Origin of the sequence: Pseudomonas pharyngis, assembly GCF_021602345.1 — a bacterium.
Classification (GTDB): domain Bacteria; phylum Pseudomonadota; class Gammaproteobacteria; order Pseudomonadales; family Pseudomonadaceae; genus Aquipseudomonas; species Aquipseudomonas pharyngis.
Map to the genome: position 1 here is coordinate 189,795 of NZ_BQID01000008.1, position 23,581 is coordinate 213,375.

Annotated in this window: 26 protein-coding genes; 4 read left to right on the plus strand and 22 right to left on the minus strand. The window is 61.6% G+C overall.

What is annotated here, in order from left to right:
• Window position 1: 1 nt before the first annotated feature.
• The 6 genes from L6D74_RS17935 to L6D74_RS17960 form a co-directional block, all read right to left on the minus strand.
• Window positions 2-805, minus strand: a complete 804-nt coding sequence (locus L6D74_RS17935; RefSeq protein WP_236189944.1) for an IclR family transcriptional regulator — start codon at window positions 803-805, stop codon at window positions 2-4.
• Window positions 806-865: 60 nt separating this feature from the next.
• Complete coding sequence (locus L6D74_RS17940) at window positions 866-2,176, minus strand: MFS transporter (protein WP_085612145.1); 1,311 nt, start codon at window positions 2,174-2,176, stop codon at window positions 866-868.
• A 96-nt stretch (window positions 2,177-2,272) separates the two neighbouring features.
• On the minus strand, window positions 2,273-3,421 hold the full coding sequence (gene dgoD, locus L6D74_RS17945; RefSeq protein WP_007950849.1) for a galactonate dehydratase: 1,149 nt from the start codon (window positions 3,419-3,421) through the stop codon (window positions 2,273-2,275).
• Window positions 3,422-3,469: 48 nt separating this feature from the next.
• Complete coding sequence (locus L6D74_RS17950) at window positions 3,470-4,090, minus strand: 2-dehydro-3-deoxy-6-phosphogalactonate aldolase (RefSeq protein ID WP_236189945.1); 621 nt, start codon at window positions 4,088-4,090, stop codon at window positions 3,470-3,472.
• A gap of 19 nt (window positions 4,091-4,109) precedes the next feature.
• On the minus strand, window positions 4,110-5,099 hold the full coding sequence (locus L6D74_RS17955) for a 2-dehydro-3-deoxygalactonokinase (RefSeq protein ID WP_236189946.1): 990 nt from the start codon (window positions 5,097-5,099) through the stop codon (window positions 4,110-4,112).
• Window positions 5,100-5,291: 192 nt separating this feature from the next.
• Window positions 5,292-5,774, minus strand: coding sequence for a GNAT family N-acetyltransferase (locus tag L6D74_RS17960; RefSeq protein ID WP_039770630.1), 483 nt, complete (start codon window positions 5,772-5,774; stop codon window positions 5,292-5,294).
• Between the two features lie 117 nt (window positions 5,775-5,891).
• On the opposite strand from L6D74_RS17960, the gene L6D74_RS17965 reads away from it, so the two are divergent.
• The 4 genes from L6D74_RS17965 to L6D74_RS17980 all read left to right on the plus strand — a co-directional run bounded on the left by L6D74_RS17965 (window position 5,892) and on the right by L6D74_RS17980 (window position 7,757).
• Window positions 5,892-6,554: an HD domain-containing protein gene (locus L6D74_RS17965; protein ID WP_236189947.1), complete on the plus strand. Its 663-nt coding sequence runs from the start codon at window positions 5,892-5,894 to the stop codon at window positions 6,552-6,554.
• Window positions 6,555-6,636: 82 nt separating this feature from the next.
• Window positions 6,637-6,981, plus strand: a complete 345-nt coding sequence (locus L6D74_RS17970; protein WP_064598512.1) for a hypothetical protein — start codon at window positions 6,637-6,639, stop codon at window positions 6,979-6,981.
• A gap of 52 nt (window positions 6,982-7,033) precedes the next feature.
• On the plus strand, window positions 7,034-7,288 hold the full coding sequence (locus L6D74_RS17975; RefSeq protein ID WP_011335416.1) for a hypothetical protein: 255 nt from the start codon (window positions 7,034-7,036) through the stop codon (window positions 7,286-7,288).
• 88 nt (window positions 7,289-7,376) lie between these two features.
• Entirely contained in the window at window positions 7,377-7,757 is a 381-nt protein-coding gene (locus L6D74_RS17980; RefSeq protein ID WP_074688089.1) for a Rho termination factor N-terminal domain-containing protein, read from the plus strand.
• Between the two features lie 60 nt (window positions 7,758-7,817).
• Here the strand turns inward: L6D74_RS17980 and L6D74_RS17985 are convergent, their stop codons facing one another.
• The 16 genes from L6D74_RS17985 to L6D74_RS18060 form a co-directional block, all read right to left on the minus strand.
• A complete protein-coding gene (locus L6D74_RS17985) occupies window positions 7,818-8,747 on the minus strand; it encodes a PfkB family carbohydrate kinase (protein WP_236189948.1) in 930 nt (309 codons plus the stop codon).
• The gene (locus L6D74_RS17990) at window positions 8,740-10,206 is read right to left on the minus strand and encodes a purine-cytosine permease family protein (RefSeq protein ID WP_085683520.1); all 1,467 of its coding nucleotides are present in this window, start codon (window positions 10,204-10,206) and stop codon (window positions 8,740-8,742) included. The genes L6D74_RS17985 and L6D74_RS17990 overlap by 8 nt, the downstream gene beginning before the upstream one ends.
• A gap of 217 nt (window positions 10,207-10,423) precedes the next feature.
• Window positions 10,424-11,422 carry an ADP-ribosylglycohydrolase family protein gene (locus L6D74_RS17995; RefSeq protein WP_064598525.1) on the minus strand — a complete coding sequence of 333 codons (999 nt, stop codon included), beginning with the start codon at window positions 11,420-11,422 and terminating at the stop codon, window positions 10,424-10,426.
• Window positions 11,419-12,132 carry a GntR family transcriptional regulator gene (locus L6D74_RS18000; protein ID WP_064598527.1) on the minus strand — a complete coding sequence of 238 codons (714 nt, stop codon included), beginning with the start codon at window positions 12,130-12,132 and terminating at the stop codon, window positions 11,419-11,421. Before L6D74_RS18000 ends, L6D74_RS17995 begins: the two co-directional genes overlap by 4 nt.
• Window positions 12,133-12,415: 283 nt before the next feature.
• Window positions 12,416-13,384 carry an L-arabinose ABC transporter permease AraH gene (gene araH / locus L6D74_RS18005; RefSeq protein ID WP_011335422.1) on the minus strand — a complete coding sequence of 323 codons (969 nt, stop codon included), beginning with the start codon at window positions 13,382-13,384 and terminating at the stop codon, window positions 12,416-12,418.
• Between the two features lie 12 nt (window positions 13,385-13,396).
• Window positions 13,397-14,941 (minus strand): L-arabinose ABC transporter ATP-binding protein AraG, encoded by a 1,545-nt coding sequence (araG, locus tag L6D74_RS18010; RefSeq protein ID WP_236189949.1) that lies wholly within the window; start codon window positions 14,939-14,941, stop codon window positions 13,397-13,399.
• Window positions 14,942-14,997: 56 nt separating this feature from the next.
• On the minus strand, window positions 14,998-16,002 hold the full coding sequence (locus L6D74_RS18015) for a substrate-binding domain-containing protein (RefSeq protein ID WP_236189950.1): 1,005 nt from the start codon (window positions 16,000-16,002) through the stop codon (window positions 14,998-15,000).
• 144 nt (window positions 16,003-16,146) lie between these two features.
• Window positions 16,147-16,965, minus strand: coding sequence for an SDR family oxidoreductase (locus tag L6D74_RS18020; protein WP_011335425.1), 819 nt, complete (start codon window positions 16,963-16,965; stop codon window positions 16,147-16,149).
• 270 nt (window positions 16,966-17,235) lie between these two features.
• Entirely contained in the window at window positions 17,236-18,111 is an 876-nt protein-coding gene (locus L6D74_RS18025) for an SMP-30/gluconolactonase/LRE family protein (protein WP_236189951.1), read from the minus strand.
• A 25-nt stretch (window positions 18,112-18,136) separates the two neighbouring features.
• Window positions 18,137-18,853, minus strand: coding sequence for a FadR/GntR family transcriptional regulator (locus tag L6D74_RS18030; RefSeq protein WP_007950814.1), 717 nt, complete (start codon window positions 18,851-18,853; stop codon window positions 18,137-18,139).
• Between the two features lie 102 nt (window positions 18,854-18,955).
• A complete protein-coding gene (locus L6D74_RS18035) occupies window positions 18,956-19,516 on the minus strand; it encodes a DUF1285 domain-containing protein (protein WP_236189952.1) in 561 nt (186 codons plus the stop codon).
• A 15-nt stretch (window positions 19,517-19,531) separates the two neighbouring features.
• Window positions 19,532-20,137, minus strand: a complete 606-nt coding sequence (locus tag L6D74_RS18040; protein ID WP_064598539.1) for a DUF4823 domain-containing protein — start codon at window positions 20,135-20,137, stop codon at window positions 19,532-19,534.
• A gap of 168 nt (window positions 20,138-20,305) precedes the next feature.
• Complete coding sequence (locus L6D74_RS18045) at window positions 20,306-21,274, minus strand: GTP 3',8-cyclase MoaA (protein WP_064383475.1); 969 nt, start codon at window positions 21,272-21,274, stop codon at window positions 20,306-20,308.
• Between the two features lie 138 nt (window positions 21,275-21,412).
• Window positions 21,413-22,051, minus strand: a complete 639-nt coding sequence (locus L6D74_RS18050) for a TetR/AcrR family transcriptional regulator (RefSeq protein WP_007950805.1) — start codon at window positions 22,049-22,051, stop codon at window positions 21,413-21,415.
• Between the two features lie 341 nt (window positions 22,052-22,392).
• On the minus strand, window positions 22,393-23,178 hold the full coding sequence (locus L6D74_RS18055) for a TatD family hydrolase (protein WP_236189954.1): 786 nt from the start codon (window positions 23,176-23,178) through the stop codon (window positions 22,393-22,395).
• A 15-nt stretch (window positions 23,179-23,193) separates the two neighbouring features.
• Complete coding sequence (locus tag L6D74_RS18060) at window positions 23,194-23,550, minus strand: PilZ domain-containing protein (protein WP_039770657.1); 357 nt, start codon at window positions 23,548-23,550, stop codon at window positions 23,194-23,196.
• Between the last annotated feature and the right edge of the window lie 31 nt (window positions 23,551-23,581).

Consider the following 23,581-nt stretch of genomic DNA (forward strand, 5'->3'; position numbering starts at 1 on the left):
CTCAGACCTTCAAGCCAAGCTCCGCCGAAAGCCGGGCCGTGACCCCTTTGATCAGGGGAATCAGCTCGGCCATTTTTTCCAGCGGCATGTACGGCACGGTGCTGGCGATGCTGATCGCTGCGACGATGCGCTTGCTCGCGTCGCGGATCGGCGCCGCCACGCAGCGGATCGACGGCTCGTTGTCTTCCAGATCGAACGCGTAGCCGCCGGCCACGTACTCGGTCATCCGTTGCTCCAGCTGCTCCCACGACTGCTGGGGATGCTGCGGCCAGAACTGACTTTTCCCACCCGCCGGCAGGCTGATGTCGTACAGGCGCTGCCAGTCCTGCGGCGCGTCATCCAGCATCAGCGCCTTGCCGATCCCGGTCCGCGCCAACGGCATGCGATGGCCGACCCGCGAGCGCATTTCCGGGCCGTTGCGCCCCGGATTCTTCAACAGGTACAGCACCTCGTCGCCTTCACGAATGCCCAGGTGAACGGTGTCGCCGGTCAGCGCCGACAACTCGTCCAGATACGGCCCGGCCAACGTCACCAGCGGCAATTCTTCACGCGCCTGAAAACCCAGTTCGATCAACTTCGGCCCCAGCAGATAACCGACTTGCGGCACGACGCGCAGGTAGCGCTCGTCCACCAGACAACTGGCCAGACGATGGGTGGTGCTGCGCGTGGTGCCGATCAGGCGGGCAATCTCTTTGAGATCGCGGGCGCCATTGGCGACGGCCTGCACTACACCCAACCCGCGAAGCAGAGTCTGGGTGCCGGTCGGCGCGGCGTCCTTGGCGGTTTTTGGGGCGTCTTCCTGCATATCCAGCCTTTAGCGTTGAGCGAGGGAACGGGCGGCATTATGGTCGCCCGACATAGCCGACTACAACTCGATGCGCTCGACCTTGCCCACCAGCAGCACGTAGGACAAAGCACCGATCAATGCCAGAACCGCGATGTAGGTGATCGCCGGCGCGAACGAGTCACCGCTGGCCAGGAAGCCGATGACAATCGGCGTGGCAATCGCCGACAGATTGCCGATGAAGTTGAACACCCCGCCGGTCAAGCCCAGCAATCGCGCCGGCGCCAGTGTCGAGACCAGCGACCAGGTAATCGACGCCAATCCGTTGCCGAAGAACGCCAGCGCCAGGAAGGCAATCACCAACGGCGTCGACTCGACGAAGTTGGCGCCGATGATCGAGGTGGAAATCAGTAGCCCGCCAATGATCGGCAGCTTGCGCGCAAACCCGACGGTGCAGCCGCGACGGATCAGGAAGTCGGAAAAGAACCCGGAGCACAGCACGCCGATGAACGCGGCGAGAAACGGCAGCGACGCCAGCAGGCCGGACTTGATGAAGTCCATGCCGCGGTATTTCACCAGGTAGGTCGGGAACCACGTCAGGAAAAACCACAGCGTCGAGTTCAGGCAGAACTGGCCGAGGTAGATCCCCCACAACTTGCGTTTACTGAGGACGATGCCGAGATCGGTCCAGCTGAATTTTGCCTTCACCTTGGCAGTTTCGGCCGCGATATCCACCAGTCCGCCGCCCTCGCGGATCAGGTCGATTTCGCCTTGGTTGGCGCCTTTGAAATCACGCGGTTCGCGATACACCGCGTACCAGATCGCCGCCCAGATGATGCCCACCGCGCCGGTCGCGACAAATACCATGTGCCAGCCAAATTCATGTTGCAGCCACGCCAGCACCGGGGTCAGGAACGCCAGCCCGACAAACTGCCCGGAGGTGTAGAACCCGATGGCCGTGGCCCGCTCACGCTCGGGGAACCAGGTCGTCACCACGCGGCTGTTGATCGGGTACGCCGGCGCTTCCAGCGCACCGACCGCCATGCGCAGCACGAACAGCGCGATGAAACTGGCGGCGAAACCGAGCATCACCGTGGCCAGCGACCACAGCAACAGTGCGACGCTATAAAGGATGCGAGGCGGCACCCGGTCCACCAGCCAGCCGCCGGGGATCTGCATGGCGGCGTAGGTCCAGCCGAACGCCGAGAAGATCAGCCCGACGTGCACCGGATCGATGCCCAGATCCGTCGTCAGTGCAGGGGCGGCAATCGACAGGTTGCTGCGGTCGAGGTAGTTGATGACCACGGTGATGAACAGCAACACCATGATGAAAAATCGCTTGCGGCTGGGCGTGACTAACGTCGCTTGCCCGGTGAGGGTTTGCGGTTGCATGGGGAGCGCCTCTTCTTATGTTTATTGAGGTCGAGGGTATGCAGATCTCCGCTCCCTGGAGATCTGACTTACTGGATGCGGCAGAGAGTCAGCGACTCACCACTCGGCAAAACTGCCATCGGCATGCCGCCAGATCGGGTTACGCCAGCGGTGGCCGACCGCCGCGCGTTCGATCACGTATTCCTCGTTGATCTCGATCCCCAGGCCCGGGCCGTTGGGGATTTTCACGAAGCCCTTGTCGTAGTCGAACACCCGTGGATCCTTCACATAGTCGAGCAGGTCATTGCTCTCGTTGTAATGGATGCCCAGGCTCTGCTCCTGGATAAACGCGTTGTAACAAGCGGCGTCCAGTTGCAGACACGCCGCCAGTGCAATCGGCCCCAGCGGGCAGTGCAGTGCCAGCGCCACGTCGTAGGCTTCGGCCATGTTGGCGATTTTGCGGGTCTCGGTGATGCCGCCGGCGTGGGACGCATCCGGCTGGATGATGTCGACGTAACCTTCGCTCAACACCCGTTTAAAGTCCCAGCGTGAAAACAGCCGCTCGCCGAGGGCAATCGGCGTGCTGGTCAGCGGTGCCAGCTCCTTCAGCGCTTCATAGTTTTCGCTGAGCACCGGCTCTTCGATGAACATCAGTTTGTACGGGTCGAGTTCCTTCATCAGGACCTTGGCCATCGGTTTGTGCACCCGGCCATGGAAGTCGACACCGATGCCGACGTTCGGCCCTACCGCATCGCGCACGGCGGCAACGTTGGCCAGCGCCAGATCGACTTTTTCGAAGGTATCGAGAAATTGCAGCTCCTCGGTGCCGTTCATTTTCACCGCTGTAAAACCACGGCCCACCGCCTCTTTCGCAGCCCGCGCGGTGTCCGCCGGACGGTCGCCGCCGATCCACGAATACACGCGGATCTTGTCCCGCACCTGACCGCCGAGCAGGTCGCTGACCGACACACCGAGGGCCTTGCCCTTGATATCCCACAACGCCTGATCGATACCGGCGAGCGCGCTCATGTGGATCGCGCCGCCCCGGTAGAAGCCGCCGCGATACAGCACGGTCCAGATGTCTTCAATGTTGCGTGGGTCTTTGCCGATCAGGTAGTCGGACAATTCCTCGACTGCAGCCGCGACGGTGTGGGCGCGGCCCTCGACCACGGGCTCGCCCCAACCGGTCACACCTTCGTCGGTTTCGACTTTCAGGAAGCACCAGCGCGGCGGGACGATGAAGGTGGTGAGTTTGGTGATTTTCATCTGCTTGTCTCTCTTGTTAGATGCAGCGCACGCAGCGCCGGAAAAGTCTTAGTGAAGGGCTTTCCAGGCCGCCACGTAGGCCTTGGCATTGGCCGCCACTTGCTCAGTCGTCATGCCCGGCTTGAACAGCCCGGACCCGAGGCCGAAGCCTTTGACGCCAGCGTCGATGAACGCCTGCATGTTGTCCGGCGTGATGCCGCCGACCGGCGCCAGAATCGTCCCGACCGGCAACACCGCCAGCCAGGCTTTCACCACTGCCGGCCCCATCTGTTCGGCCGGGAACAGCTTGAGAATGTCCGCCCCCTCCTCCAGCGCCGCAAAGGCTTCGGTCGGCGTGGCGACGCCCGGCGACAGGTACAGCCCCGCCGCTTTCGCGGCCCGCAACACCTTGGCATCGCTGTGGGGCATGACGATGACCTGACCGCCGGCCTCCTTCACCAATTCCACTTGTTCCGGGGTCAGCACCGTGCCGGCACCGATCAGGCAATCGGCGGGCAGGGTCTTACGCAGGATGCGAATGCTTTCGTACGGCGCGGGGGAATTGAGCGGTACTTCGATGACGCGAAATCCGGCCGCATACAGGACTTCTCCGACAGCGGCGGCTTCCTGCGGATGCAGGCCGCGCAGGATCGCGATCAGACCGTTTTGCGCCAGTGCTTGCTTGAGCATGTCAGGCCTCCAGTCAGGGTTAACGGGATGAGGAATCGATCAGTCCGGCGGCGAGCGCCAGTTGCCACAGACCACGCTCGGTGGCTTGCTCGGCCAGGGTCACCCGGGCGAAACCGCAGGCGTCGAGGGCCCGGCTGTAACGGGCGCACAACTGCGCGTTGCCGATGAGGATGATCGAAGGAAGATGTTTGCTGTTGCGCCGGCGTCGTTGTACGGCGGCCAATGCTGTCAGCTCATGGCCGATCAGCAGGCCGGACAGATAGTCCGGTTGCGCGGTGGCACTGAGTTCGCCGGTCAGGCCCAGGCTGCGGGCGCTGAACAGGGTCGACAGCACGCCGATCTCGCCCTCCGCCGATAACGCCACCTGCACGCCGCGATCGAAGGCGTCGGCGTCGAACGTCGCGCTGTGCTGTTGGGTACGGCCGAGAATGCTGTGGTCACTGAGCACGGCAAACACTTCGCCGGTCATGAAGGTGTCGAAACGGGTGATGCAGCCGTCGGCCACTTCCACCCATTTCGAATGACTGCCGGGCAGGCCGATCAGCAGATCATTGCCCGCCTCGACCGGCAGGTTCTGCAGGACGCCGAGGACCTGGGTTTCCTCGCCGCGCATCACGTTCGGCAGCGTAGAACGCTGAATCACGCCCGGCACGATGTGCACGTCGACACCGCGAAGACTGCGTACGGTTTGCAGGGATTTTCCGAGATCGGCGACGTTGGCCGGCGTATCGCGGTAGGACGCTTCGCGCCAGCCCTGAGCGCTGCCAACCATGCCGCAGGCAATCACCGGCAAGCCGGGTTGCCCGTCGAGCCAGTCGCCGCACGCCTCGTCGAACGCCAGTTCAAAACCCTCGGCGCATTCGCGACCGTTGATGACCCGTGGCGTCTTCGGCAACTGCATGATCCCGAACGACAGCGAACGCTGCGCCAGCACCTGTCCGCCCGCCGCGAGTTTGTAAGCACGTAGTGAGGTCGTCCCCCAATCGAGCGCGATCAATTGCGCCAGCATCGCTTCACCTGTTTTGTTATTGGCAGTGAGTGAGCTGGACTATAAACCTGAGCGCGGATAAATCTCAATATATAAATATCACTCCCATATTGTGGGACGAAGGCAAAAAAAGATCGCAGCCTTCGACAGCTCCTGCAGGGGTATCGACTTTCTCTGCAGTAGCTGCCGAAGGCTGCGATCTTTTACGTCGGCTCAGTTGCCCTCGGCAAACTCCCGCAATACCTTGCCATCCATGCGGTAACGCACCCACTCTTCCTGCGGCTGGGCACCAAGGGATTTGTAGAATTCGATGGCCGGGGTGTTCCAGTCCAGCACGCTCCATTCGAAGCGGCCGCAGTCGTTGGCGCAGGCGATTTTCGCGAGGTGGCGCAGCAGGGTTTTACCGGCGCCACCGCCCCGTTGTTCCGGGGTGATGTAGAGGTCTTCGAGGTACAGGCAGTTGCTGCCCAGCCAGGTCGAATAGCTGAAGAAGAACACCGCAAAACCGATTGGCAAGCCGTCGCGCAGGCAGATCAGGCCATGGGCCGTGGCGCCTTCGCTGAACAGGCTGCGTTCGATGTCGGCAACACTGGCGATGACTTCGTGACGGGCCTTTTCGAAGTCTGCAAGTTCAGTGATGAACGCGAGGATTTGCGGTGCATCGCTGGGGGTCGCCGGGCGGATTTCGATCGTCATGGACGGGCCTTGTCGGAAAAAGGAAAACGCCATACTAAGGCGGCGCGCGGCGCTCGTCACATGGCAAAGCAAACACTACCCTCCCACAGGGATTTTTGACTGGTCTGAAGGATTTTCATGAACGCATTCGAACCACTGGCCTCACTCGCCGCCGAACTGCTGCCCCACGCGCTGGAACCGTCGGAAGACGGCGCTCATGATCTGTCGCATCTGCAACGGGTCTGGCACAACGCGCGCACCTTGCAGGCCGACGAAGGCGGCGACCTTGAAGTGCTGCTCGCGGCCGTGCTGCTGCACGATTGTGTGGCGGTGGAAAAGAACTCGCCGCTGCGCTCACAGGCATCGCGTCTGGCCGCGGAAAAAGCCTCGAAGGTGCTGGCGAACATGCATTGGTCCGAAGCCAATATCGACGCTGTCACCCACGCCATCGAGGCCCACAGCTTTTCCGCCAACATCGCCCCGCTCACCCTCGAAGCGCGACTGGTGCAGGACGCCGACCGTCTCGACTCCCTCGGCATGCTCGGCGTCGCCCGCACCTTTTACACCGCCGGACGCATGGGCAGCGCGCTGTACGACCCGCACGATCCCGAGGCCCGGGAAAGGGACTACGACGACAAGCGATTCTGCCTCGACCATTTCCAGACCAAACTGCTGCACCTCGCCGACGGATTCCAGACCGTTGCCGGCCAACGTCTGGCACAGCTCCGTCATCAACGCCTGAAAGGTTTCATGGACCAATTCAAGGAAGAGATCGGCCTCGAAAGCGCTCAGCCCTTCTGAACCGTTCGTCGATCATCAGGCACCAATCTTTCACTAGGGCAGACCAAAAGGAGGTAAGGATTTCAATCACTGGAGACACCCTATGATCTCGTCAAGGTTGACTGCGCTCGTATTCGCTACCCTCCTCAGCCCGGCGGTATTCGCCGCCTCGACTACCGCCGCCGGTACCGGGCCGACCGATCCGGTTACCCAGCCAAGAGCACCCGCCATCAACAGTGCCCCCGGTATGAATACCGACGGTTCGGGTGTACCGCTGATCAATCAGCCACCCGCCACCGGAACCGATCCTCGCACTCAAGGCAGCGATCCCGGGCGCCAGGGCGGCATGAACACCCCCGACTCTCCGGCTGCCCCCGACAACGCCGGTCCCGGCGTCGGCTCGAAAACCACCACGGGTGGTTCGGGCTCTGAAGGCGCAGGACAGTGATCCGTGCTTCATCCACGCAACGTGTCTTATCCACTTCCCTGAAGAGGTAACCATGAACGTCGATAAAAACCTGGAAAAAGAAGTCCTCACCCGCCTGTTGCATGCCCACCCAAGCGGCCTCGGCAAAGAGGTTCTGGACAATTATCGCGGCGAGAAAGTCGTGGCCAGTGCCCTCGCCGCATTGCAGGAGCGTGGACTGATTCACCACGGACACATCACTTGCAATGAAGCGGGAGAGCATTCGCTGAATCTGCCGATCAAGCTCAGCGCTGCGGGTGTGGAAGCGGCGCGTAAACTCGATACCTGACGCTTGCGGTCACTGGCGCAGGCAGTGTTCGAATGCATTGCCTGCGCCGGTTCATACCGAGATTCATCCAACCACCAGGAGACTCGCCATGCCTCGTGGAAGCAAAGCCAAATACACTGAAGAACAGAAGCGCAAAGCCGAACACATCGAAGACAGCTATCAGAACAAAGGGATGTCCAAGGACGAAGCCGAGGCCCGCGCTTGGGCGACAGTGAACAAACAGTCCGGCGGCGGCGAGAAGGCCGGAGGTTCCGGGCGTCGGAAACCGGCCAGTGCCAAGGCCGAGGATCGCAAGGAATCAGCGCGGCGCGCGGCGGTGAGTCGTGAGGGACATTCGCGCGACAGCAAGGCTTCACGCGAAGTGCAGACGGTCGACAGCCTGCGCAAGGAGGCCCGGGAGCGGAAGATTCCCGGGCGTTCGTCGATGCGTAAAGATGAGTTGATTGCGGCATTGCGCAGAGCCGGCTAGGTCCAGACTGGATATAACGGCTGAAGGCCTTATCGCTGGCAAGCCAGCGATTGCGATCGTTCAGTCAGTGCATTTTTTGCTGATCAGCACATCAACCTCGGCAGTGCCAGGAGCGGTCGCCGGGCCCCACCGAGTGACCGCTAACGCAGCCGCAGCGTTGGCGCGCCTTGCGGCTTCGTGAGCGGCCAGTCCTTGCGCCAGTCCAGCGACGAACACGCCGGCATGCGCATCGCCCGCGCCGTTGCTGTCCACTGCCTGCACCTTGAAACCTGGCACATGCTGACGTTCACCGCGCTGGTGAATCCAGCAACCCTGCGGACCGTCGCGCACGACCATCAGCACCTCCGGCGGCAGGTGCACGGCCAAGCGGTCCAGCGCGGTTTCGATGTCCGCCACGCCAGTGAAACGCAGCGCCTCGACGCTGTTGCTGGTCCACACATCGATGCGCGGCAGCAACGCCTGCATCATCGGTGAGTCCGGCGATTCCACCAGCGGGCCCGGATCGAACACCACATTGATCGTCTTCGGCAGCGCCAGCGTCCAGTCCAGCAACGCCTGGGCCTTGCCGCTGTGCAGCAGGCTGTAGCCGCTGACGTAGACATAGTCCCCCGCTTCGGCGGCAACGCTGTTCAGCTCCGTCTCCGTCACTTCACCTTCAGCGCCGATGTAGGAAATGAAACTGCGCTCGGCCGACGCATCGGTCAGCGCCACGCAGATGCCGGTGTCGCGTTCTGCAGGCTGGTCGATGCCAATGCGGATGCCTTCGGCATTCATCGCCTGCCGCGCCAGATCACCGAAACGCCCGTTACCGTGGCGACCCAGGTAGACCACCGGCAAGCCGTTACGCGCGGCGGCAGCCATCACATTGAAGCCGCCGCCGGCTTCGAAACTGGCGGACTGCGCCAGCACGTCGCCGCCGATCTGCGGCAGCGCATCCACGGCCATGACCAGGTCGATGATGACCTGGCCGGTGTGCAACATCTTAGGCATGAGCATTCTCGGATTGCGCAGCGCGGCGATCTCTCGCCCCGCCGAGTACGAAGTAAATGCCGCCGGCGACCACGAACGTCACGATCCAGCCGAGGCCGTTATGGCCCAGCCAGGAGTCGGACAGGAAGCCCTTGAACCAGACATTTTCAGCCGTGGTGCCGATGGTGGTGAAACTGAAGCCCAGCACGATGGCGATCGCCCACGCGCCGAATGCGCGCCACTCGATGCCGCCGCTGTACCAATAGGCGCTGCTCGGGCTGACGTCGAGCAGATCCTTCGGGCTGTAGTAGTGACGGTGAATCAGGTCGACCACGAAGATCCCGACCCACGCGGTGATCGGCACCGCCAGCAGGGAAATGAAGGTAATGAACGGGCCGTAGAAACTGTCGGCGATCAGCATGAAATAGATCGAACCGGCGAAGATCGCCACGATGTCGACCACCACCGCGTACACGCGCTTGACCTTCAGGCCGAGGGTCAGCGTGGTCAGGCCGGCGGAGTACACCGACAGGTTGTTCGACAGCAGCAGGCCACCGAATGCGGTGATCAGGTACGGCACGGCCATCCAGGTCGGCAGCATGTCGCGGATCGCCACGATCGGATCAGTCGCCGATGCCAGGTCGTTGTTGCCCACCGAGAGCAGGCCGCCGAGGGTGATCAGCAGCACCAGCGGAATCCCCGCGCCGAACGCCGCCGAAGCCACCAGACGCACGGCTTTGACGCTGCGATGCTGATAGCGCGACATGTCGGCGCCAGCATTCGCCCAGCCGATCCCGGTGCCGGCGGCCATGGTGCCGATGCCGATGATCATCGCGCTCATCGGCGCCGGCGTGGCGTTGAACACCGCGCTCCAGTCGATGGTCGCGCAGAGGAAGCCGCCGACCAGAATGTTCAGCGCACCGAACACGTAGGTGGCCCACTTCTGGATCACCAGCAACGTGGCGTGGCCGAGGCCGGATACCGACAGGGTCAGCAGCACGAAAATCGCGATGAAGATCAGGGTCAGCACCGGCGCGCTTTTGGCTTCCACCGGCGACCCGAACAGGATAGAGCACAACGACAGCAGCACGAACGCGGCGGTGGTGGTGTTGACGGTTTCCCAGCCCAGGCGCGACATCAGCGACACCAGCGTCGGACCGATATTACCGCGCACACCGAAGATCGCTCGCGACAGGGTCAGGCTCGGCGCACGACCGCGACGGCCGGCAATCGAGATGATCCCCACCACCGCGAACGAACCGGCAGCGCCGAGGATCGCGACGATGATCGCCTGCCAGATCGCCAGGCCGCGAAACGCAACCAGCGTGGCGCCCAGCGGCAGGCCGAGGATGGAAATGTTGGCCGCGAACCAGACCCAGAACAGTTGCAGTGGATGGCCGTTGCACTCGCCTTCCGGCACCGGTTCGATGCCCCGGGTTTCCAGTTGCCCGGCGCTTTGTCCGGCGTTCGATGAACTCATGAAAAATGCTCCTGTTTGCCTTTATTGTGGTTGTGGCAATGACGCAGAACGACAAGAAATCCCGGCCTTCCTGGGCCTGTCTGCGCGATCCATTGCGGGTGAATATTCAGGGTTTGTGGTGCGTCCATCGCGAGCAGGCTCGCTCCCACAGGGATAACGCCGTACTTGTGGGAGCGAGCTTGCTCCGGGCGGCGATCCGACGATGGCGTCAGTTCAATCAGCGCAAGGCCAACAGCCCTGTCACCAACGGTTCCAGCTCCAGACCATTGACGGCCTTCACCGTCTCGATCATCGGCGCCGGCCAGCTCTGCAGGCCCAGGCAGGCCCCGAGCATGGCGCCGAGAATCGCGGCGATGGTGTCAGTGTCGCCACCGAGGCTCGCGGCCATGCACAGCGCATCGAACGGCGTCATTTCACCGACCGCGACTTGCTGCGCGAGGGCGAATGACACCACTACCGACTCCTGCGAAGCCACCGAAGTGCCGATCACGTCGTACAGCAGATCCGCGAGCAACACCGGGTCGCTCTCGACACTGATGCTGCGCGCCCAACTGATCCGCGAGGCGATGCGCCCGCCCGCCACCCAGTGTCCGTGCGATTCTGCTTGCTGGGCGATCTGCTGGCCGAGGTTCAGCGCCTCACCCAGATCCAGACCGTTGATGCCGGCCGAGACCACCGCCGCCACCGCCGCCGCGCTGGAAATCCCCAGCGTGGTGTTGTGAGTGACCTGACAGGCCTGCACCACCGCCGCGATAAAGCGCTCGGGGTCGGCGACATCCGCCGCGATGCCCACCGGGGTGATACGCATCGCGGCGCCATTGGTGGTGCCGTAGCGCCCGGCCTCTTCCGGCGAGTGGCCGGCGAGGATCATTTCAATCGCACGCTTGGTCGACGGGCCGAGCAAGTCCTGCGAGCCCTTGGCCTGCATCTCGGCTTCCCATTCGATCAACCGTTGCGCGAGCACCGCCGGTTCGATCCGGCCCTTGCCTGCGACCAGCAACTCGCCGACCAGAATCGCCTGTTCGGTGTCATCGGTGATCGAGCCCTTGGGCATGTTCGCGGCAATCGGCTGCAAGGGCCCGGCGTCCTGTAGATCGGTGATCTGGCCGAAGCGCTGCTTGATGGTTTCGCGGTTCAGGGATTGGGTCGGCATGCCCAGCGCGTCGCCCAGGGCAAGGCCATAAAACGCGCCCAAGGCACGGTCGAGGGCGGTCATTTCGATTCTCCAAATTGCAGGTGCAGACGGAAATGGACCGGGTCGAGCAGGCTTTCGACCTGTTCCATGAAACGGTTCTGCCGGTCGTAGGTGGTTCGCAGCGCCTTGAGGAACACCGTGCCTTCGGGGCGGCCGAGCAGTTCGGCGTCCACGGCGTTGAGCGGTTCGGCGCCGATCCACTGATCGCCGCGCTCGCCGATGTAACCGTAGGCGGCCAGGGTGATGGTCAGGGAGTTATCGATCAGGCCCACTCGCGGCAGGCTTTCCAGGCCTCCGCTGGCGGGCATCAGAGAGCGTTCAAGGGACACCGCCGTGCCGTCGTTGGAACGGCGGCGACGTTCGAGAAGAATGAATTGATCGGAGCCGAAACGCGCAAGCAGATCCGCACGGGTCACGGCTTCCAGGCGCAGCACGTCGGTATTGATCATCGCCCCGCTGTCAGCCAGGGCCTGGGCCCAGCCGCTGCGCTGGTCGAGCACTACCCCGTCAAACGTGACGATGGAGCCGACCCCGCTTTGCGTGGCGATGTATTTGCGCCGTTTCAGTTCGGCCAGCGCTTCGCGCAACGTGCCACGGCTGACGTTGAATTCCTGAGCCAACTGATGCTCGCCGGGCAACAGAAAGCCGTCCTCCATGAGGCCGCTTTCGATGCGTCGGACGAGCTCGTCGACCACCCGTTGTTTTTTGTCAAATCGTACCTGTCTAATCATGTACAAAGTGATAACCGAAACGGGTTGGGGCGGGCAAGGGATATTTTGGGTGGGGTGACGGAAGGCGGGAAGATCAAAAGCGCCCTCACCCTAGCCCTCTCCCGGAGGGAGAGGGAACTGAATGGGGGATATTCGGGAGGTACGTCGACGTGAAAAGGCTTTGCCGAATCCATAATCGACTGGTTATTTCAGGTCGATATATAGCGCAAGACACCTCGGTCAGCTCCCTCTCCCTCCGGGAGAGGGCTGGGCGGGCGGCGTTCCGATGAGGGAGCTTTTGATTTCAGCGCTGTTTCAGACGGTCAATCACCACAGCCAACAGCAGAATCGACCCACGAATCACATACTGATAAAACGTGTCGATATTCTTCAGGTTCATCGCATTCTCGATAATCGCCAGAATCAACACCCCGGCAATCACATGCCGGATCATCCCGATCCCGCCACTCAGCGACACCCCGCCCAGCACGCAAGCCGAAATCACCGTCAGCTCAAACCCTTGGCCAATCATCGGCTGACCCGACGTCATCCGCGATGCCAGAATCACCCCCGCCAACGCACCAATCACGCCATGCACCGCGAAGATGATGATCTTGGTGCGATCAACATTCACCCCCGCCAGCAACGCCGCCTCCTGGTTGCCGCCGATGGCCATGGTGTTGCGCCCGTAGGTCGTGTAGTTCAGCAGCCAACCGAAAAACAGGAAGCAGACGATGGTGATCAGGATCGGCACCGGCACACCGAACAACTGACCATTACCAAAGACGAAGAACGACTCCTGCGAGACGCCCACCGCTTTGCCGTTGGCAAAGATGTAAGCCAGGCCACGGACGATCTGCATGGTCGCCAGCGTCGTGATCAACGCGTTGACCCGCAACTTGGCGATCACGATGCCGTTGATCAGGCCGACAATCAGGCCCATCACCAGCGCCGCGCTGACGCCGAGAAACACGCTGTTGGTGTCGCGCATCACCACCGCCGCCACCACCCCGGCGCAGGCGATTACCGAGCCCACCGACAAGTCGAAATGTCCCGACGCCAGGCAATACAACATGGTGCACGCGGCAATCCCGGTGGTGGAAATCGCCAGGCCCAGGCCACGCATGTTCAGCGGCGAGAGGAAGTTGTCGATCAGCAAGGTGCAGGCGACAAAAATGCCCACCGCCGCCAGCAGCATCACCCAGTCATCGAGGAAGCGCCGCATATCCAGAGGTTTGCGCTCGGTCGGCAGGGTTTCGTTTTGGGTTGTCATCATAGTCACCTCTCAGTTCGCCACGCCGTCAGCGCGGTGGCGCGGCAAAGCCAGTTGCAGCAGGTTGGATTCGTTGGCCTGGTCGCGGCTGACTTCGCCACGCAGGGCGCCCTCGCACAGCACCAGAATGCGGTCGGAAATACCCATGACTTCCATCAGATCGCTGGACACCACGATCACCGAAATACCGTCGGCGGCCAGGTTATGGATGATCTGGTAGATCTCGGCCTTGGCACCGATGTCGATGCCCCGGGTCGGCTCGTCGAGCAGCAGCACTTTCATCGGCATCGACAGCCAGCGGCCGAGAATGGCTTTCTGCTGATTGCCGCCGGACAGGAACTTAATCTGTTGCCCGGCGTGGGGAGTTTTCACCTTCAGGGCCTTGATCTGTTTCTCGGCGTTGCCCTTCTCCCAGATTCCGCGCAGCAGGCAGCCGAGCCCGGAATGCGCACCGCGCGCACTGATGTTGATGTTCTCGGCGACGCTGGCGAGCGGGATGATGCCTTCCTTCTTGCGGTCTTCCGGGCACAGCAGAATCCCGGCAGCAATCGCATCGCGGGGCGAACGCAGTTTTAGTTCATGGCCGCGCAACTCAAGGCGCCCGGCGGTGTTGCGCTCAAGACCGCTGAGCAGCCGGAACAGCTCGGTGCGCCCGGCCCCGACCAGTCCGAACAGGCCCAGAATCTCGCCTTTGTGCGCATCGAAACTGATCGGCTCGCGCAGGCCCGGGCCGAGCAAGCCATCGACTCTCAGCGCCACGGCGCCGCGCGGGCGACCGCGATAATCGTAGATGTCCTGAATGTCGCGCCCGACCATGCAGGTCACCAGTTGATCGTGGGTCAGCTGGCTCATGTCCTCGAAGGTGCGCACGTAGCGACCATCCTTGAACACCGTCACCGCGTCGCAGATGCGGAATACTTCTTCCATGCGATGGGAGACGTAGAGCACCACTTTGCCCTCGTCGCGCAGCCGGCCGATGATCGCCATCAAGCGGTCGATTTCCCGCGCCGACAAGCTACTGGTCGGTTCGTCAAAAGCAATCACATGCGCGCCACGGGACAGTGCCTTGGCGATTTCCACCAATTGCCGCTGGCCGAGGGACAAGCGTCCGACCTTGGTCTGTGGATCGATTTCATCGGCCAGGCCTTTGAGGCATGCCAATGCCTGCTGGCGCAACGCGCCGCGATTGATCAGGCCGAAGCTGGCCGGCAGGTGACCGAGGAACAGGTTCTCGGCCACGGTCATTTCCGGCACCAGATGCAGCTCCTGGTGAATCACCGCCACGCCGTTGCCGATGCTGTCGGCGGTGGACTTGAACGCCATCGTCCGCTCGCCGATCTGCAGCTCGCCGCTGCTCGGGATATAGGCGCCGCCGAGGATTTTCAGCAGGGTCGATTTGCCGGCGCCGTTCTCGCCCATCAAGGCGTGAACCTGCCCGGGGTGAGCGACGAAACTGATGCCGTCCAGCGCCTTCACGCCCGGGAAGGTCTTGGCGATCCCGTTGAAACGCAGGCTACCGCTGGCACTGTGTTCTTGTGTCTGTACTTGCGCGTGCATTTAAGCCACCTCATCACACCGTTCAAGCGGCCCGGCTGCCCGGGCCGCCGCTGCCGTCAGTTCCACAGGCCGATCTTCTCCAGCTCCTGCTTGAAGTTGTCGCGGGTGATCAGGGTGACGTCGTCCATCGCGGTGTACTTCGGCGGTTCCTTGCCGGTGGTGACCCACTCGTACATCATCTCGGCAGTCTTGTAGCCTTCGATGTGCGGGCTCGGCAGCATCGAACCGTAGAAGCCGCTGTTAGGCTTTTTCAATTCGCCGATAGCGTCGGTGCCGTTGATGCCGATGCCGATCACATTGGCCGCGGCAAACCCGGCGGCTTCGGTGGCGCGTACGCCGCCGAGCACGGTGTTGTCGTTCATGCCGCCGATGATCAGGTTCTTCGCCGCACTCGGCAGCTTGACCAGCGCCGAGTTGGTGGCGTCCATGCTGCCCGGCACGTCGAGGGTTTTCAGGGCGGCAGTCAAAATGTGATCTTTCGGCATGCCGGCATCTTCGAGGGCCTTCATCGAGCCGTCGGTGCGCTTCTTGCCGGTATCGAGTTCGTTGTAGGTGTTGACCACCGCGTAGGTGTCTTTCCAGTCCCAGTTACGCTTTTTCGCCTCGGCGGCCATGGCGGCGCCCTGCTTCTGGCCGACTTCGAAGGCAGCCATGCCGAGGTACGGCACGTCCTCCATGAACTTGCCATTGGCGTCGACGAAACGGTCGTCGACGGCGATCACTTTCAGGTCATTGAGCTTGGCCTTGGCCATGATCGCAGGGCCGAGGGACACGTCCGGCGGGCAGATGACGAAGCCCTTGGCGCCGTTGGCCGCGAGGCTGTCGATGGCGGAGAGGGTTTTCTCGCCGTCTGGCACGGCGATCTTGATCAGCTCGAAGCCTTTGTCCTTGGCAGCTTTCTCGGCGAAGGCCCATTCAGTCTGGAACCACGGCTCTTCGGCCTGCTTGACCAGGAAACCGATCTTCACCGGATCGGCGGCCAGCAGCGTACTGCTCAGGCTGAACGCAGTAACCGCCAGCGCGGTACTGCACAGGGTACGAATCCCGAAACGACGTTTCATAAGCAGACTCCTTGTTATTTTTCTTGAGCGTTATTTGAAAAACGTTAAAGCGGTCGAAGCGTTTCCTGCGAATCATGACGACAATGGTCATATCGTATGATGATTGAATTTCAGGCGGACCTTTCCGCCTGAAATCCGCTTTTCTCAGTCGTGGTACATCACCGAGCGACCACCATCGATGGTGATGCAAGAGGCATTGATGAACGGCGCTTCATCGCTGGCCAGAAACACGGCGGTCATCGCCACTTCAATCGGCTGGCCGATGCGTTTCGGTGGATGCAGATCGAAAGCGCGCTGGCGTTCGGCGTGCGGGTCGGCAAAGCCGTTCCAGTAATCGACGTTGAGTTGGGTTTCGATGTAGCCCGGTGCAATCGCATTGACCCGAATACCCTTCGGCGCGTACTCGATGCCCAGCGCTCGGGTCAGCCCGAGCAAGCCGTGCTTGGCCACCGGGTACGGAAAGCAGCCGGGAATTATGTTCGTGGAATGGGTCGACGCAATGTTGATGATGCTGCCGATGCCTTGCTCGATCATCTGCGGCAATACGGCCTTGCAGCCATACCAGGCGCCGTCGAGGTCGATGGCGAAGCAGCGTTTCCAGTCTTCTTCGGTCATTTCCAACGGATCGCGGAACACATTGACCCCGGCGCAATTCACCAGCACGTCGATGCGGCCGTGCAACTCGATGGCCAGTTTGGCCATGGCGTGCAGATCCTGCTGACGCGAGACGTCGGCCTTGATCGCCTGCACATCGGCGCCCTGCTCGCGCCAGTGCGCGGCGACTTTCTCGACCTTTTCAGCCTGGATATCGCTGATCACCAGTTTGGCCTGCTGCGAGGCGAAGGTCGCGACGATTGCTTCGCCGATGCCTTGGGCGGCGCCGGTCAGCAGCACGACCTTGTTTTTCAGGCGCTCACCTTTCGGTGGCTCGGGCACCGGTGGCAAGGATAGTGGTTCAGCCATGAATCAGGACTCCTGTTCGAAAGCATAAAAAAACCGGGCATCTGACGATGTCCGGTCTGGAAGGCTTGTGGAACAAGACAGGCGAGCGCACGCCGCGGCACCGAGACGGCCCGAAGCGCTGACTCCGCTATGGAGTGCGGTGGAAATTCGCTGCATCACTTCACCTGTTTTGTTCTTTTTAAGTGTGAGTGCGTGTTACTGCTGGGACCGACTATAAACCCGACCGCCAAATAATCTCAATATATAATTTTGCATCCCATATTTTGGGATTTAACTGGCAAATCGCGTGCAGAGCTTTCCGGCGACATCCACTTGCAGCGACAGTACGGCGCCGTCCAGCGGATGATTCAGCGGACTTTTGGCGCTGGTGATGTACAGGGTTTTCAGGTCAGCGCCGCCGAACACGCAACTGGTGGGGCGACTGATCGGCAGGTCGATCTTGCGATCAATCTGGCCATCCGGCGTCAGGCGCAGCAGGCAGCTGCCGTCCCAGCGGGCGTTCCACACGTAGCCTTCGGCGTCCATCGCCGAACCGTCCGGGCCGCCGTGCTGATCGGCGCTGTACCAGGGCTGGGCGGTGTCGAGGTTGCCGTCGGTGTGGATGAAGTAGCGATACAAGGTGCTGTCGAGGCTGTCGCCGAACAGCAGCGTGGTGCCGTCGTCGCTCCAGAGCAGCGTGTTGGGAATGCCCAGGCCGCGCAGCAATGGCGTGACCCTTTTATCCGGATCAACGCGGAACAGCCCGCCGGAACGACGGGTGATCGGCAGATCCTCGCCCTGCTCGCCGATGTTGTTTTGCATCGTCCCGAGCCACAAGCGGCCCTGGCCGTCGCAACGTGCCTCGTTGGCGCGGTTGCCCGGTTGCGGGTCGGCGACGCAGAACAGCGTCAGTCGCGGCTCAAGTCCGGGTGAATCGAGATCGAGCCGGTAGACGCCGCTGCTCAGGGTCACCAGCGCGTCGCCGCTGGCGCAGGGAATGAACGCCGAGACGTGCTCCGGCATCTGCCAGATCTGCACGTTCTGCCCGATCAGCCGCAGCGCCTGCCTGCCGGCGATGTCCACCCAGTACAGCGCCTGGGTCGGCGCGTCCCAGAACGGACCTTCACCCAGTTGCGCCCGATGCTCTGTCACCGCAGTCCACGTCATGCAACCTCCTGTCTTGTTGTTTTTGTCAGCTGGCTTTCTTGTCGGCCATCACCTGCGGGTAGAACCGCTTGATGGCCAGGTCGGCATTGTCGATCAGGGTCATGCAGGCCCACACCCCGCGCGCGGCATCCCGGGCGGCAATGGCGTCGGCCATGTCCTTGTGGATGGGCAGTGTGCGGCGCAATTCGTCAGGGTCGGCCGCCGAGACTTCGAAAGACACGGCAAGCAGTGCACCGAGGGCCGGCACCATTTGTTCGATGAATTGATTGTGGCTGGCGGCGAGAATGCATTCGTGGAAGAACTGGTCGGCGCGGTTGTAATCGATGCCGCTGTCGACCGCCCGTTCCAGCGCGTTGTAAGCCTGCTGCACGGCTTGCACCTGTTCGACGGTCGCCCGCTCACAGGCCCAGCGCACCGCCATCGGTTCGATGGTACGGCGCAGGTCGAGCAGGTCATCGACGAAATTTTCCGGCAAGCCGCTGCGTGACAGCCAGCCCACCACTTGCGGATCGAACAGGTTCCAGCGCTTGATCGGCAGCACCCGCGTGCCGACCTTCGGCCCGACTTCGAGCATGCCTTTGGCGACCAGGGTCTTGATGGCTTCGCGGATCACGGTGCGACTGACGCCGAGCTGCTCGCCCAGATCGGCCTCGACCTTGATCGCCTGCCCCGGTTTCACTTGGCCGGCAGCAATCCAGGCGCCCAGCCAGTCAACCGTTGATGCGTGAAAACTGCTCGACATGGACACCCCGAAGCCGTTCGCTGTGGGTGCCTACGCTAATCATCATATGATTGAGAGTCAACGACAAAAAAACGCAGCCTGCTTTCGCAGACTGCGGTTTTTTTAAGGTTCGAGGCCGATGCGGAAGAACTCGCCACCGCTCCAGACGCCGAGCCAGCGCTGGCCATCGATTTCACGGCTCACTGCCAGCTCCACCAACTGGTAGAACACGTTGCGGTGGATCAGCGCTTCGAGATTGGTGCGGACATGCACGTAAGGCGCAGGTTCTTGCGTCGCTGGATCGATCTCGACCCGGATCGGATGCTCCGGGCCGGCTTCCGTTGTTTCATCGACGTTGGTAGTAAAGCGCAGCAGTTGCCCCTCACCCTCGCCTTCCACCTCGACGGCAATCGCCACGAATGGCGCGTCATCGACCTTGATCCCGACCTTCTCGACCGGAGTGATCAGGAAATAGTCATCGCCATCGCGGCGGATGATGGTGGAGAACAGTTTGACCATCGGCTTGCGCCCGATCGGCGTACCCAGGTAATACCAGGTGCCGTCACGGGCGATGCGCATGTCGATATCGCCGCAGAAATCCGGGTTCCACAAGTGCACCGGCGGCAAGCCTTTGGTTTTGGGGATTTGCCCCAGCAGGTCATTGGCTTTTTGCGGGCCACTCATGGCGTACTCCTTGAATTACTGGTCCCCGACGCCCAGCAGGCTGCGCGCGTACTGCGCAAGCGGTGGGCCGATCAGGTCTTCGGGCTTGTTGTCGTGGAACGTCAGTAAACCGCCACGACTCTTGATCCGTGCAGTATCAATCAAATACTGGGTGCTGGTCTCGATCAACATGATCTGAATCACCCCGCCGTCGATACCGAGGCGGTCCACGGCTTCCTCATCCAGCCATTCATCGGAGTTGCCGATGCGGTCGTCGGCCTTGGCGAAACGGGTGTACAGCAAGTAGTGGGCACCGGCGTCGCGGGCTTCGCCCATCGCCTGGTCGAGGCCTTCCGGCGCACGGGCGCGGCGGACCATCGGGAAGTATTCGACGAAGCCTTTGAAGGCCTCTTCGGCCACTACGTTGGGGCGTGGGTAAGAACCACCCGGCGGCGCGAACGAGCCTTGCGCGATGTAGATAAACGAATCCGGCTGAATGCGGAAATTGTTCACGCGACGGCTGTCGCTGTGGTCCAGCAGACCCGCGTCGCTCATCTGGTAGCGAGTCCCTTCGGCCATGTCACTGACAGTCATACAGCCGCCCAGCGCCAAAACGGCCAGCAGCAAAACCAGGCTACGCATCCTAATCCTCCAGAAGCCGGTGACGGAAAACCGGCGAATGGCCGTAGGATGCAGCTTTTGCGCCACCTCCAGATCTTCGTCGTTTTTTCGATCGTAATCGCGAGCAGGCTCGCTCCCACAGGAAATAGCATTTACCTGTGGGAACGAGCCTGCTCGCGATGAGGATTTTCAGCCGCCGATGATCTTCATGACGGTCGCGCCGCCGGAAAACGCGACTTCCTGCTTGTCGCCCAACGCCTTGACCAGCAATCGTTGCAACGCCGGCAGCGCCTCATGGCGCGGCTTGTCGAGCAGGTCACCGACATAGTGGCGGTTGCTCGACGACAGGCAGCCATGCAGCCATCCGGTGGACGACAGGCGCAGGCGCGAACAGGTTCGGCAGAACGGCACGCTTTCGTTGGCGATCACGCCGAAATTGCCCAAACCGGGAATCGCATAGCGAACTGCCGTGGCGTCCACCGGCGCGTCGGTTTGCGCGTACTCGTAATGTTCGCCGATCAGGCTCAGCAGCTGTTGCAGGCTGACGAACTGCTGCAGGAAGGCGTTGGAATCAGTGGCCAGGTGGCCCATGCGCATCAGCTCGATGAAGCGCAGTTCAAAGCCGCGTTCAAGGCAGTAATCGAGCAACGGCATCACCTGGTCGAGGTTCTGCCCGCGCAACGGCACCATGTTGACCTTGATCTTCATCCCCGCCGCTGCGGCCTGATCCATGCCATCCAGCACGGTGGCCAGATCGCCGCCACGGGCGATACTGCGGAACGCGCCGGCGTCCAGAGTATCGAGGGAAACGTTGAGGCGTCGCAGGCCGGCATCGACCAGCAACGGGAGTTTTTTCGCCAGGAGCTGGCCGTTGGTGGTCAGGCTGATGTCTTCCAGGCCCATCCTGCCGACGGCGCTCATGAAAGATTCGAGCTTGGGACTGACCAGCGGCTCGCCGCCGGTGATGCGCAGGCGCTCGATGCCCGCGGCTTCGATCAGATAGGCTACGCCACGCGCCATGGCCTCGGCCGACAGTTCATCCTGCGCAGCCACCAGCCGCTTGCCGTTGGGCACGCAGTAGGTACAGGCGTAATTGCAGGCTGAAGTCAGACTGATCCGCAAATTGCGAAAACGCCTGCCTTGACGGTCAACGATCATGAAGCACTCCGGCGATGGAAAATCGAGCGGCTAAAACTTGACTCACAATTCAAGTTTTAGCAAGCCCTATGCCTGAGTATATTCCTGCGGTACTGCGCCATGTAGCGAAAAACATGGCGCATAAGGCAACTGAATGATTCAGCTGCTTGGCGTTTCAGGGTCGCGCTTGCGCTTGTTGCCCATGCGCACGCCGATATCCATCAGGAACTGGAAGAAACCTTCCTGATCTTCCAGCACATTGCTCCAGAACGGCGAGTGATACAGCGCCACCGCGCCGTGCACCAGCGCCCAGGATGCGCAGTAATGGAAGTATGGCGGCACGTCTTCGAGCTTGCCTTCGCTGATGCGGCCCTTGATGAGCAGCGTCAGGCGTTCGAAGTTCGAGGCACGGATCTTGTGCAGCTCCTCGACCATCTCAGGGACCTGATTGCCCTTGACCACCTTCTCTTCCAGGCGATCGAACAGGCGATAGCGCTGCGGGTCGCGCATGCGGAATTCAAAGTAGGCACGGGACAGCGCTTCCTTGTCCTTGTCGACATCGGCCGAGTGCAACAGCTCGTTCAAGTCGCGCTCGTAATCGAGCATCAGGCGCAGGTAGATCTCGGCCTTGGACTTGAAGTGCTTGTAGATCGTGCCTTTGCCGATACCCACGGCATCAGCAATCATCTCGACGGTGACACTGTCTTCACCTTGTTCGAGGAACAGCTTGAGCGCGGTATCGAGAATTTCTTGCTCGCGGCGACGAAACTCACGGACCTTACGAGGTTCTTTGTGCATAAGAAAAGGTCTGTAGGGGTCAAAATTCGAAGCCGCGTATTATGCCTAACTTGCGCAAAAATGCACGGATCATCCGACCATATCTGTGTTTCTTGTTCATTTCACGAACGTTTCGAGGGGAATGAGAACATAACCGAAGCGAACGTATTCCAAATTTGTTTAAAAACCCCGGCCAGCCAACTGGACTCGGCGCCAGACTGATCAATACTTGAACTGTCGGGCGACATCTCCCCCAAGTGTCGCGCCGGTAAAGGTACCAAGGGACCGCGTGCCTTTGTTTTACTCCTAATGGTCTTAACCCGGATTCACCCCCCAGAACCCGGGTTTTTTTTGCCTGCGATTCAGGCTTTTACATGCGCCAGCGGAAACAGTCGCTTGAAGTTCTCGGTGGTCTGCTCGGCAAAACGCTCGTAGTTCTCGCCGCGCAGCATCGCCAGAAACTCTGCCACTTCCCGCACGTATTGCGGCAGGTTCGGTTTGCCGCGATAAGGGATCGGCGCCAGGTACGGCGAGTCGGTTTCCACCAGCAGGCGATCCGCCGGGACTTTGCTCGCGACATCACGCAGCGCATCGGCATTGCGGAAGGTGACGATGCCCGACAGGGAAATGTAATAACCCATGTCCAGCGCCGCCTTGGCCATGTCCCAGTCTTCGGTGAAGCAATGCAACACGCCGGCCTGGGGCAACGCGGCTTCGCGCAACAACTCGAGCGTGTCGGCGCGGGCGCCGCGGGTGTGGATGATCACCGGCTTGCCGGTCTGCTGCGCGGCTTGCAGGTGCAGACGGAACGACTCCTGCTGAAGCTCGGCGGCTTCCGGCTCGTAGTGATAGTCCAGACCGGTTTCACCGATCGCCACCACTTTCGTGTGATTGAGCTCATGCAGCAGCCAGTCCAGCGCCGGCGCCGCGCCCGGCTGCACATCCAGCGGATGCACGCCGACCGAGCAATCGACGTCGTCGTAACGCTCGGCCAGGGCTTTGACGTCGGCTGCGTTGTCGGCGCTGACGCCGATGCACAGGAAATGCCCGACGCCGCGTTCGCGGGCCGCATCCAGCGCGGCATCCAGGGAACCGTCGTGAGCGGCGAGGTCGAGGCGATCAAGGTGACAATGGGAATCTACGAGCATAAAAAGGACTGCAACTTACATCGTATGAGTGGGACGGTCGGACTTCAGGGCTCCGGCCAGATGAGTTTCGATGCGACTGCGCGCGGTGTTGTCGCCATCATTGAATTGCACGCCGACGCCGGCCGCGCGGTTGCCCTGCGCGCCTTTGGGGGTGATCCAGGCGACTTTGCCGGCCACCGGAATCTTCTCCGCCTCGTCCATCAGGTTCAGCAGCATGAACACCTCGTCGCCCAACTTGTAGTTCTTGTTGGTCGGGATGAACAGGCCGCCGTTCTTGATGAACGGCATGTAGGCGGCGTAGAGGACCGACTTGTCCTTGATGGTCAGGGACAAGATGCCGTTGCGCGGCCCCGGACTGACGGGTTCATTCATGTTGACCTCCACTGCTGATGCTCAGAGTCTA

Bases quoted from the DNA above. Each gene is read 5' to 3' on its own strand.
- L6D74_RS17935 (WP_236189944.1), bottom strand. From the start codon at position 805: ATGCAGGAAGACGCCCCAAAAACCGCCAAGGACGCCGCGCCGACCGGC.
- L6D74_RS17940 (WP_085612145.1), bottom strand. From the start codon at position 2,176: ATGCAACCGCAAACCCTCACCGGGCAAGCGACGTTAGTCACGCCCAGC.
- dgoD (WP_007950849.1), bottom strand. From the start codon at position 3,421: ATGAAAATCACCAAACTCACCACCTTCATCGTCCCGCCGCGCTGGTGC.
- L6D74_RS17950 (WP_236189945.1), bottom strand. From the start codon at position 4,090: ATGCTCAAGCAAGCACTGGCGCAAAACGGTCTGATCGCGATCCTGCGC.
- L6D74_RS17955 (WP_236189946.1), bottom strand. From the start codon at position 5,099: ATGCTGGCGCAATTGATCGCGCTCGATTGGGGGACGACCTCACTACGT.
- L6D74_RS17960 (WP_039770630.1), bottom strand. From the start codon at position 5,774: ATGACGATCGAAATCCGCCCGGCGACCCCCAGCGATGCACCGCAAATC.
- L6D74_RS17965 (WP_236189947.1), top strand. From the start codon at position 5,892: ATGAACGCATTCGAACCACTGGCCTCACTCGCCGCCGAACTGCTGCCC.
- L6D74_RS17970 (WP_064598512.1), top strand. From the start codon at position 6,637: ATGATCTCGTCAAGGTTGACTGCGCTCGTATTCGCTACCCTCCTCAGC.
- L6D74_RS17975 (WP_011335416.1), top strand. From the start codon at position 7,034: ATGAACGTCGATAAAAACCTGGAAAAAGAAGTCCTCACCCGCCTGTTG.
- L6D74_RS17980 (WP_074688089.1), top strand. From the start codon at position 7,377: ATGCCTCGTGGAAGCAAAGCCAAATACACTGAAGAACAGAAGCGCAAA.
- L6D74_RS17985 (WP_236189948.1), bottom strand. From the start codon at position 8,747: ATGCCTAAGATGTTGCACACCGGCCAGGTCATCATCGACCTGGTCATG.
- L6D74_RS17990 (WP_085683520.1), bottom strand. From the start codon at position 10,206: ATGAGTTCATCGAACGCCGGACAAAGCGCCGGGCAACTGGAAACCCGG.
- L6D74_RS17995 (WP_064598525.1), bottom strand. From the start codon at position 11,422: ATGACCGCCCTCGACCGTGCCTTGGGCGCGTTTTATGGCCTTGCCCTG.
- L6D74_RS18000 (WP_064598527.1), bottom strand. From the start codon at position 12,132: ATGATTAGACAGGTACGATTTGACAAAAAACAACGGGTGGTCGACGAG.
- araH (WP_011335422.1), bottom strand. From the start codon at position 13,384: ATGACAACCCAAAACGAAACCCTGCCGACCGAGCGCAAACCTCTGGAT.
- araG (WP_236189949.1), bottom strand. From the start codon at position 14,941: ATGCACGCGCAAGTACAGACACAAGAACACAGTGCCAGCGGTAGCCTG.
- L6D74_RS18015 (WP_236189950.1), bottom strand. From the start codon at position 16,002: ATGAAACGTCGTTTCGGGATTCGTACCCTGTGCAGTACCGCGCTGGCG.
- L6D74_RS18020 (WP_011335425.1), bottom strand. From the start codon at position 16,965: ATGGCTGAACCACTATCCTTGCCACCGGTGCCCGAGCCACCGAAAGGT.
- L6D74_RS18025 (WP_236189951.1), bottom strand. From the start codon at position 18,111: ATGACGTGGACTGCGGTGACAGAGCATCGGGCGCAACTGGGTGAAGGT.
- L6D74_RS18030 (WP_007950814.1), bottom strand. From the start codon at position 18,853: ATGTCGAGCAGTTTTCACGCATCAACGGTTGACTGGCTGGGCGCCTGG.
- L6D74_RS18035 (WP_236189952.1), bottom strand. From the start codon at position 19,516: ATGAGTGGCCCGCAAAAAGCCAATGACCTGCTGGGGCAAATCCCCAAA.
- L6D74_RS18040 (WP_064598539.1), bottom strand. From the start codon at position 20,137: ATGCGTAGCCTGGTTTTGCTGCTGGCCGTTTTGGCGCTGGGCGGCTGT.
- L6D74_RS18045 (WP_064383475.1), bottom strand. From the start codon at position 21,274: ATGATCGTTGACCGTCAAGGCAGGCGTTTTCGCAATTTGCGGATCAGT.
- L6D74_RS18050 (WP_007950805.1), bottom strand. From the start codon at position 22,051: ATGCACAAAGAACCTCGTAAGGTCCGTGAGTTTCGTCGCCGCGAGCAA.
- L6D74_RS18055 (WP_236189954.1), bottom strand. From the start codon at position 23,178: ATGCTCGTAGATTCCCATTGTCACCTTGATCGCCTCGACCTCGCCGCT.
- L6D74_RS18060 (WP_039770657.1), bottom strand. From the start codon at position 23,550: ATGAATGAACCCGTCAGTCCGGGGCCGCGCAACGGCATCTTGTCCCTG.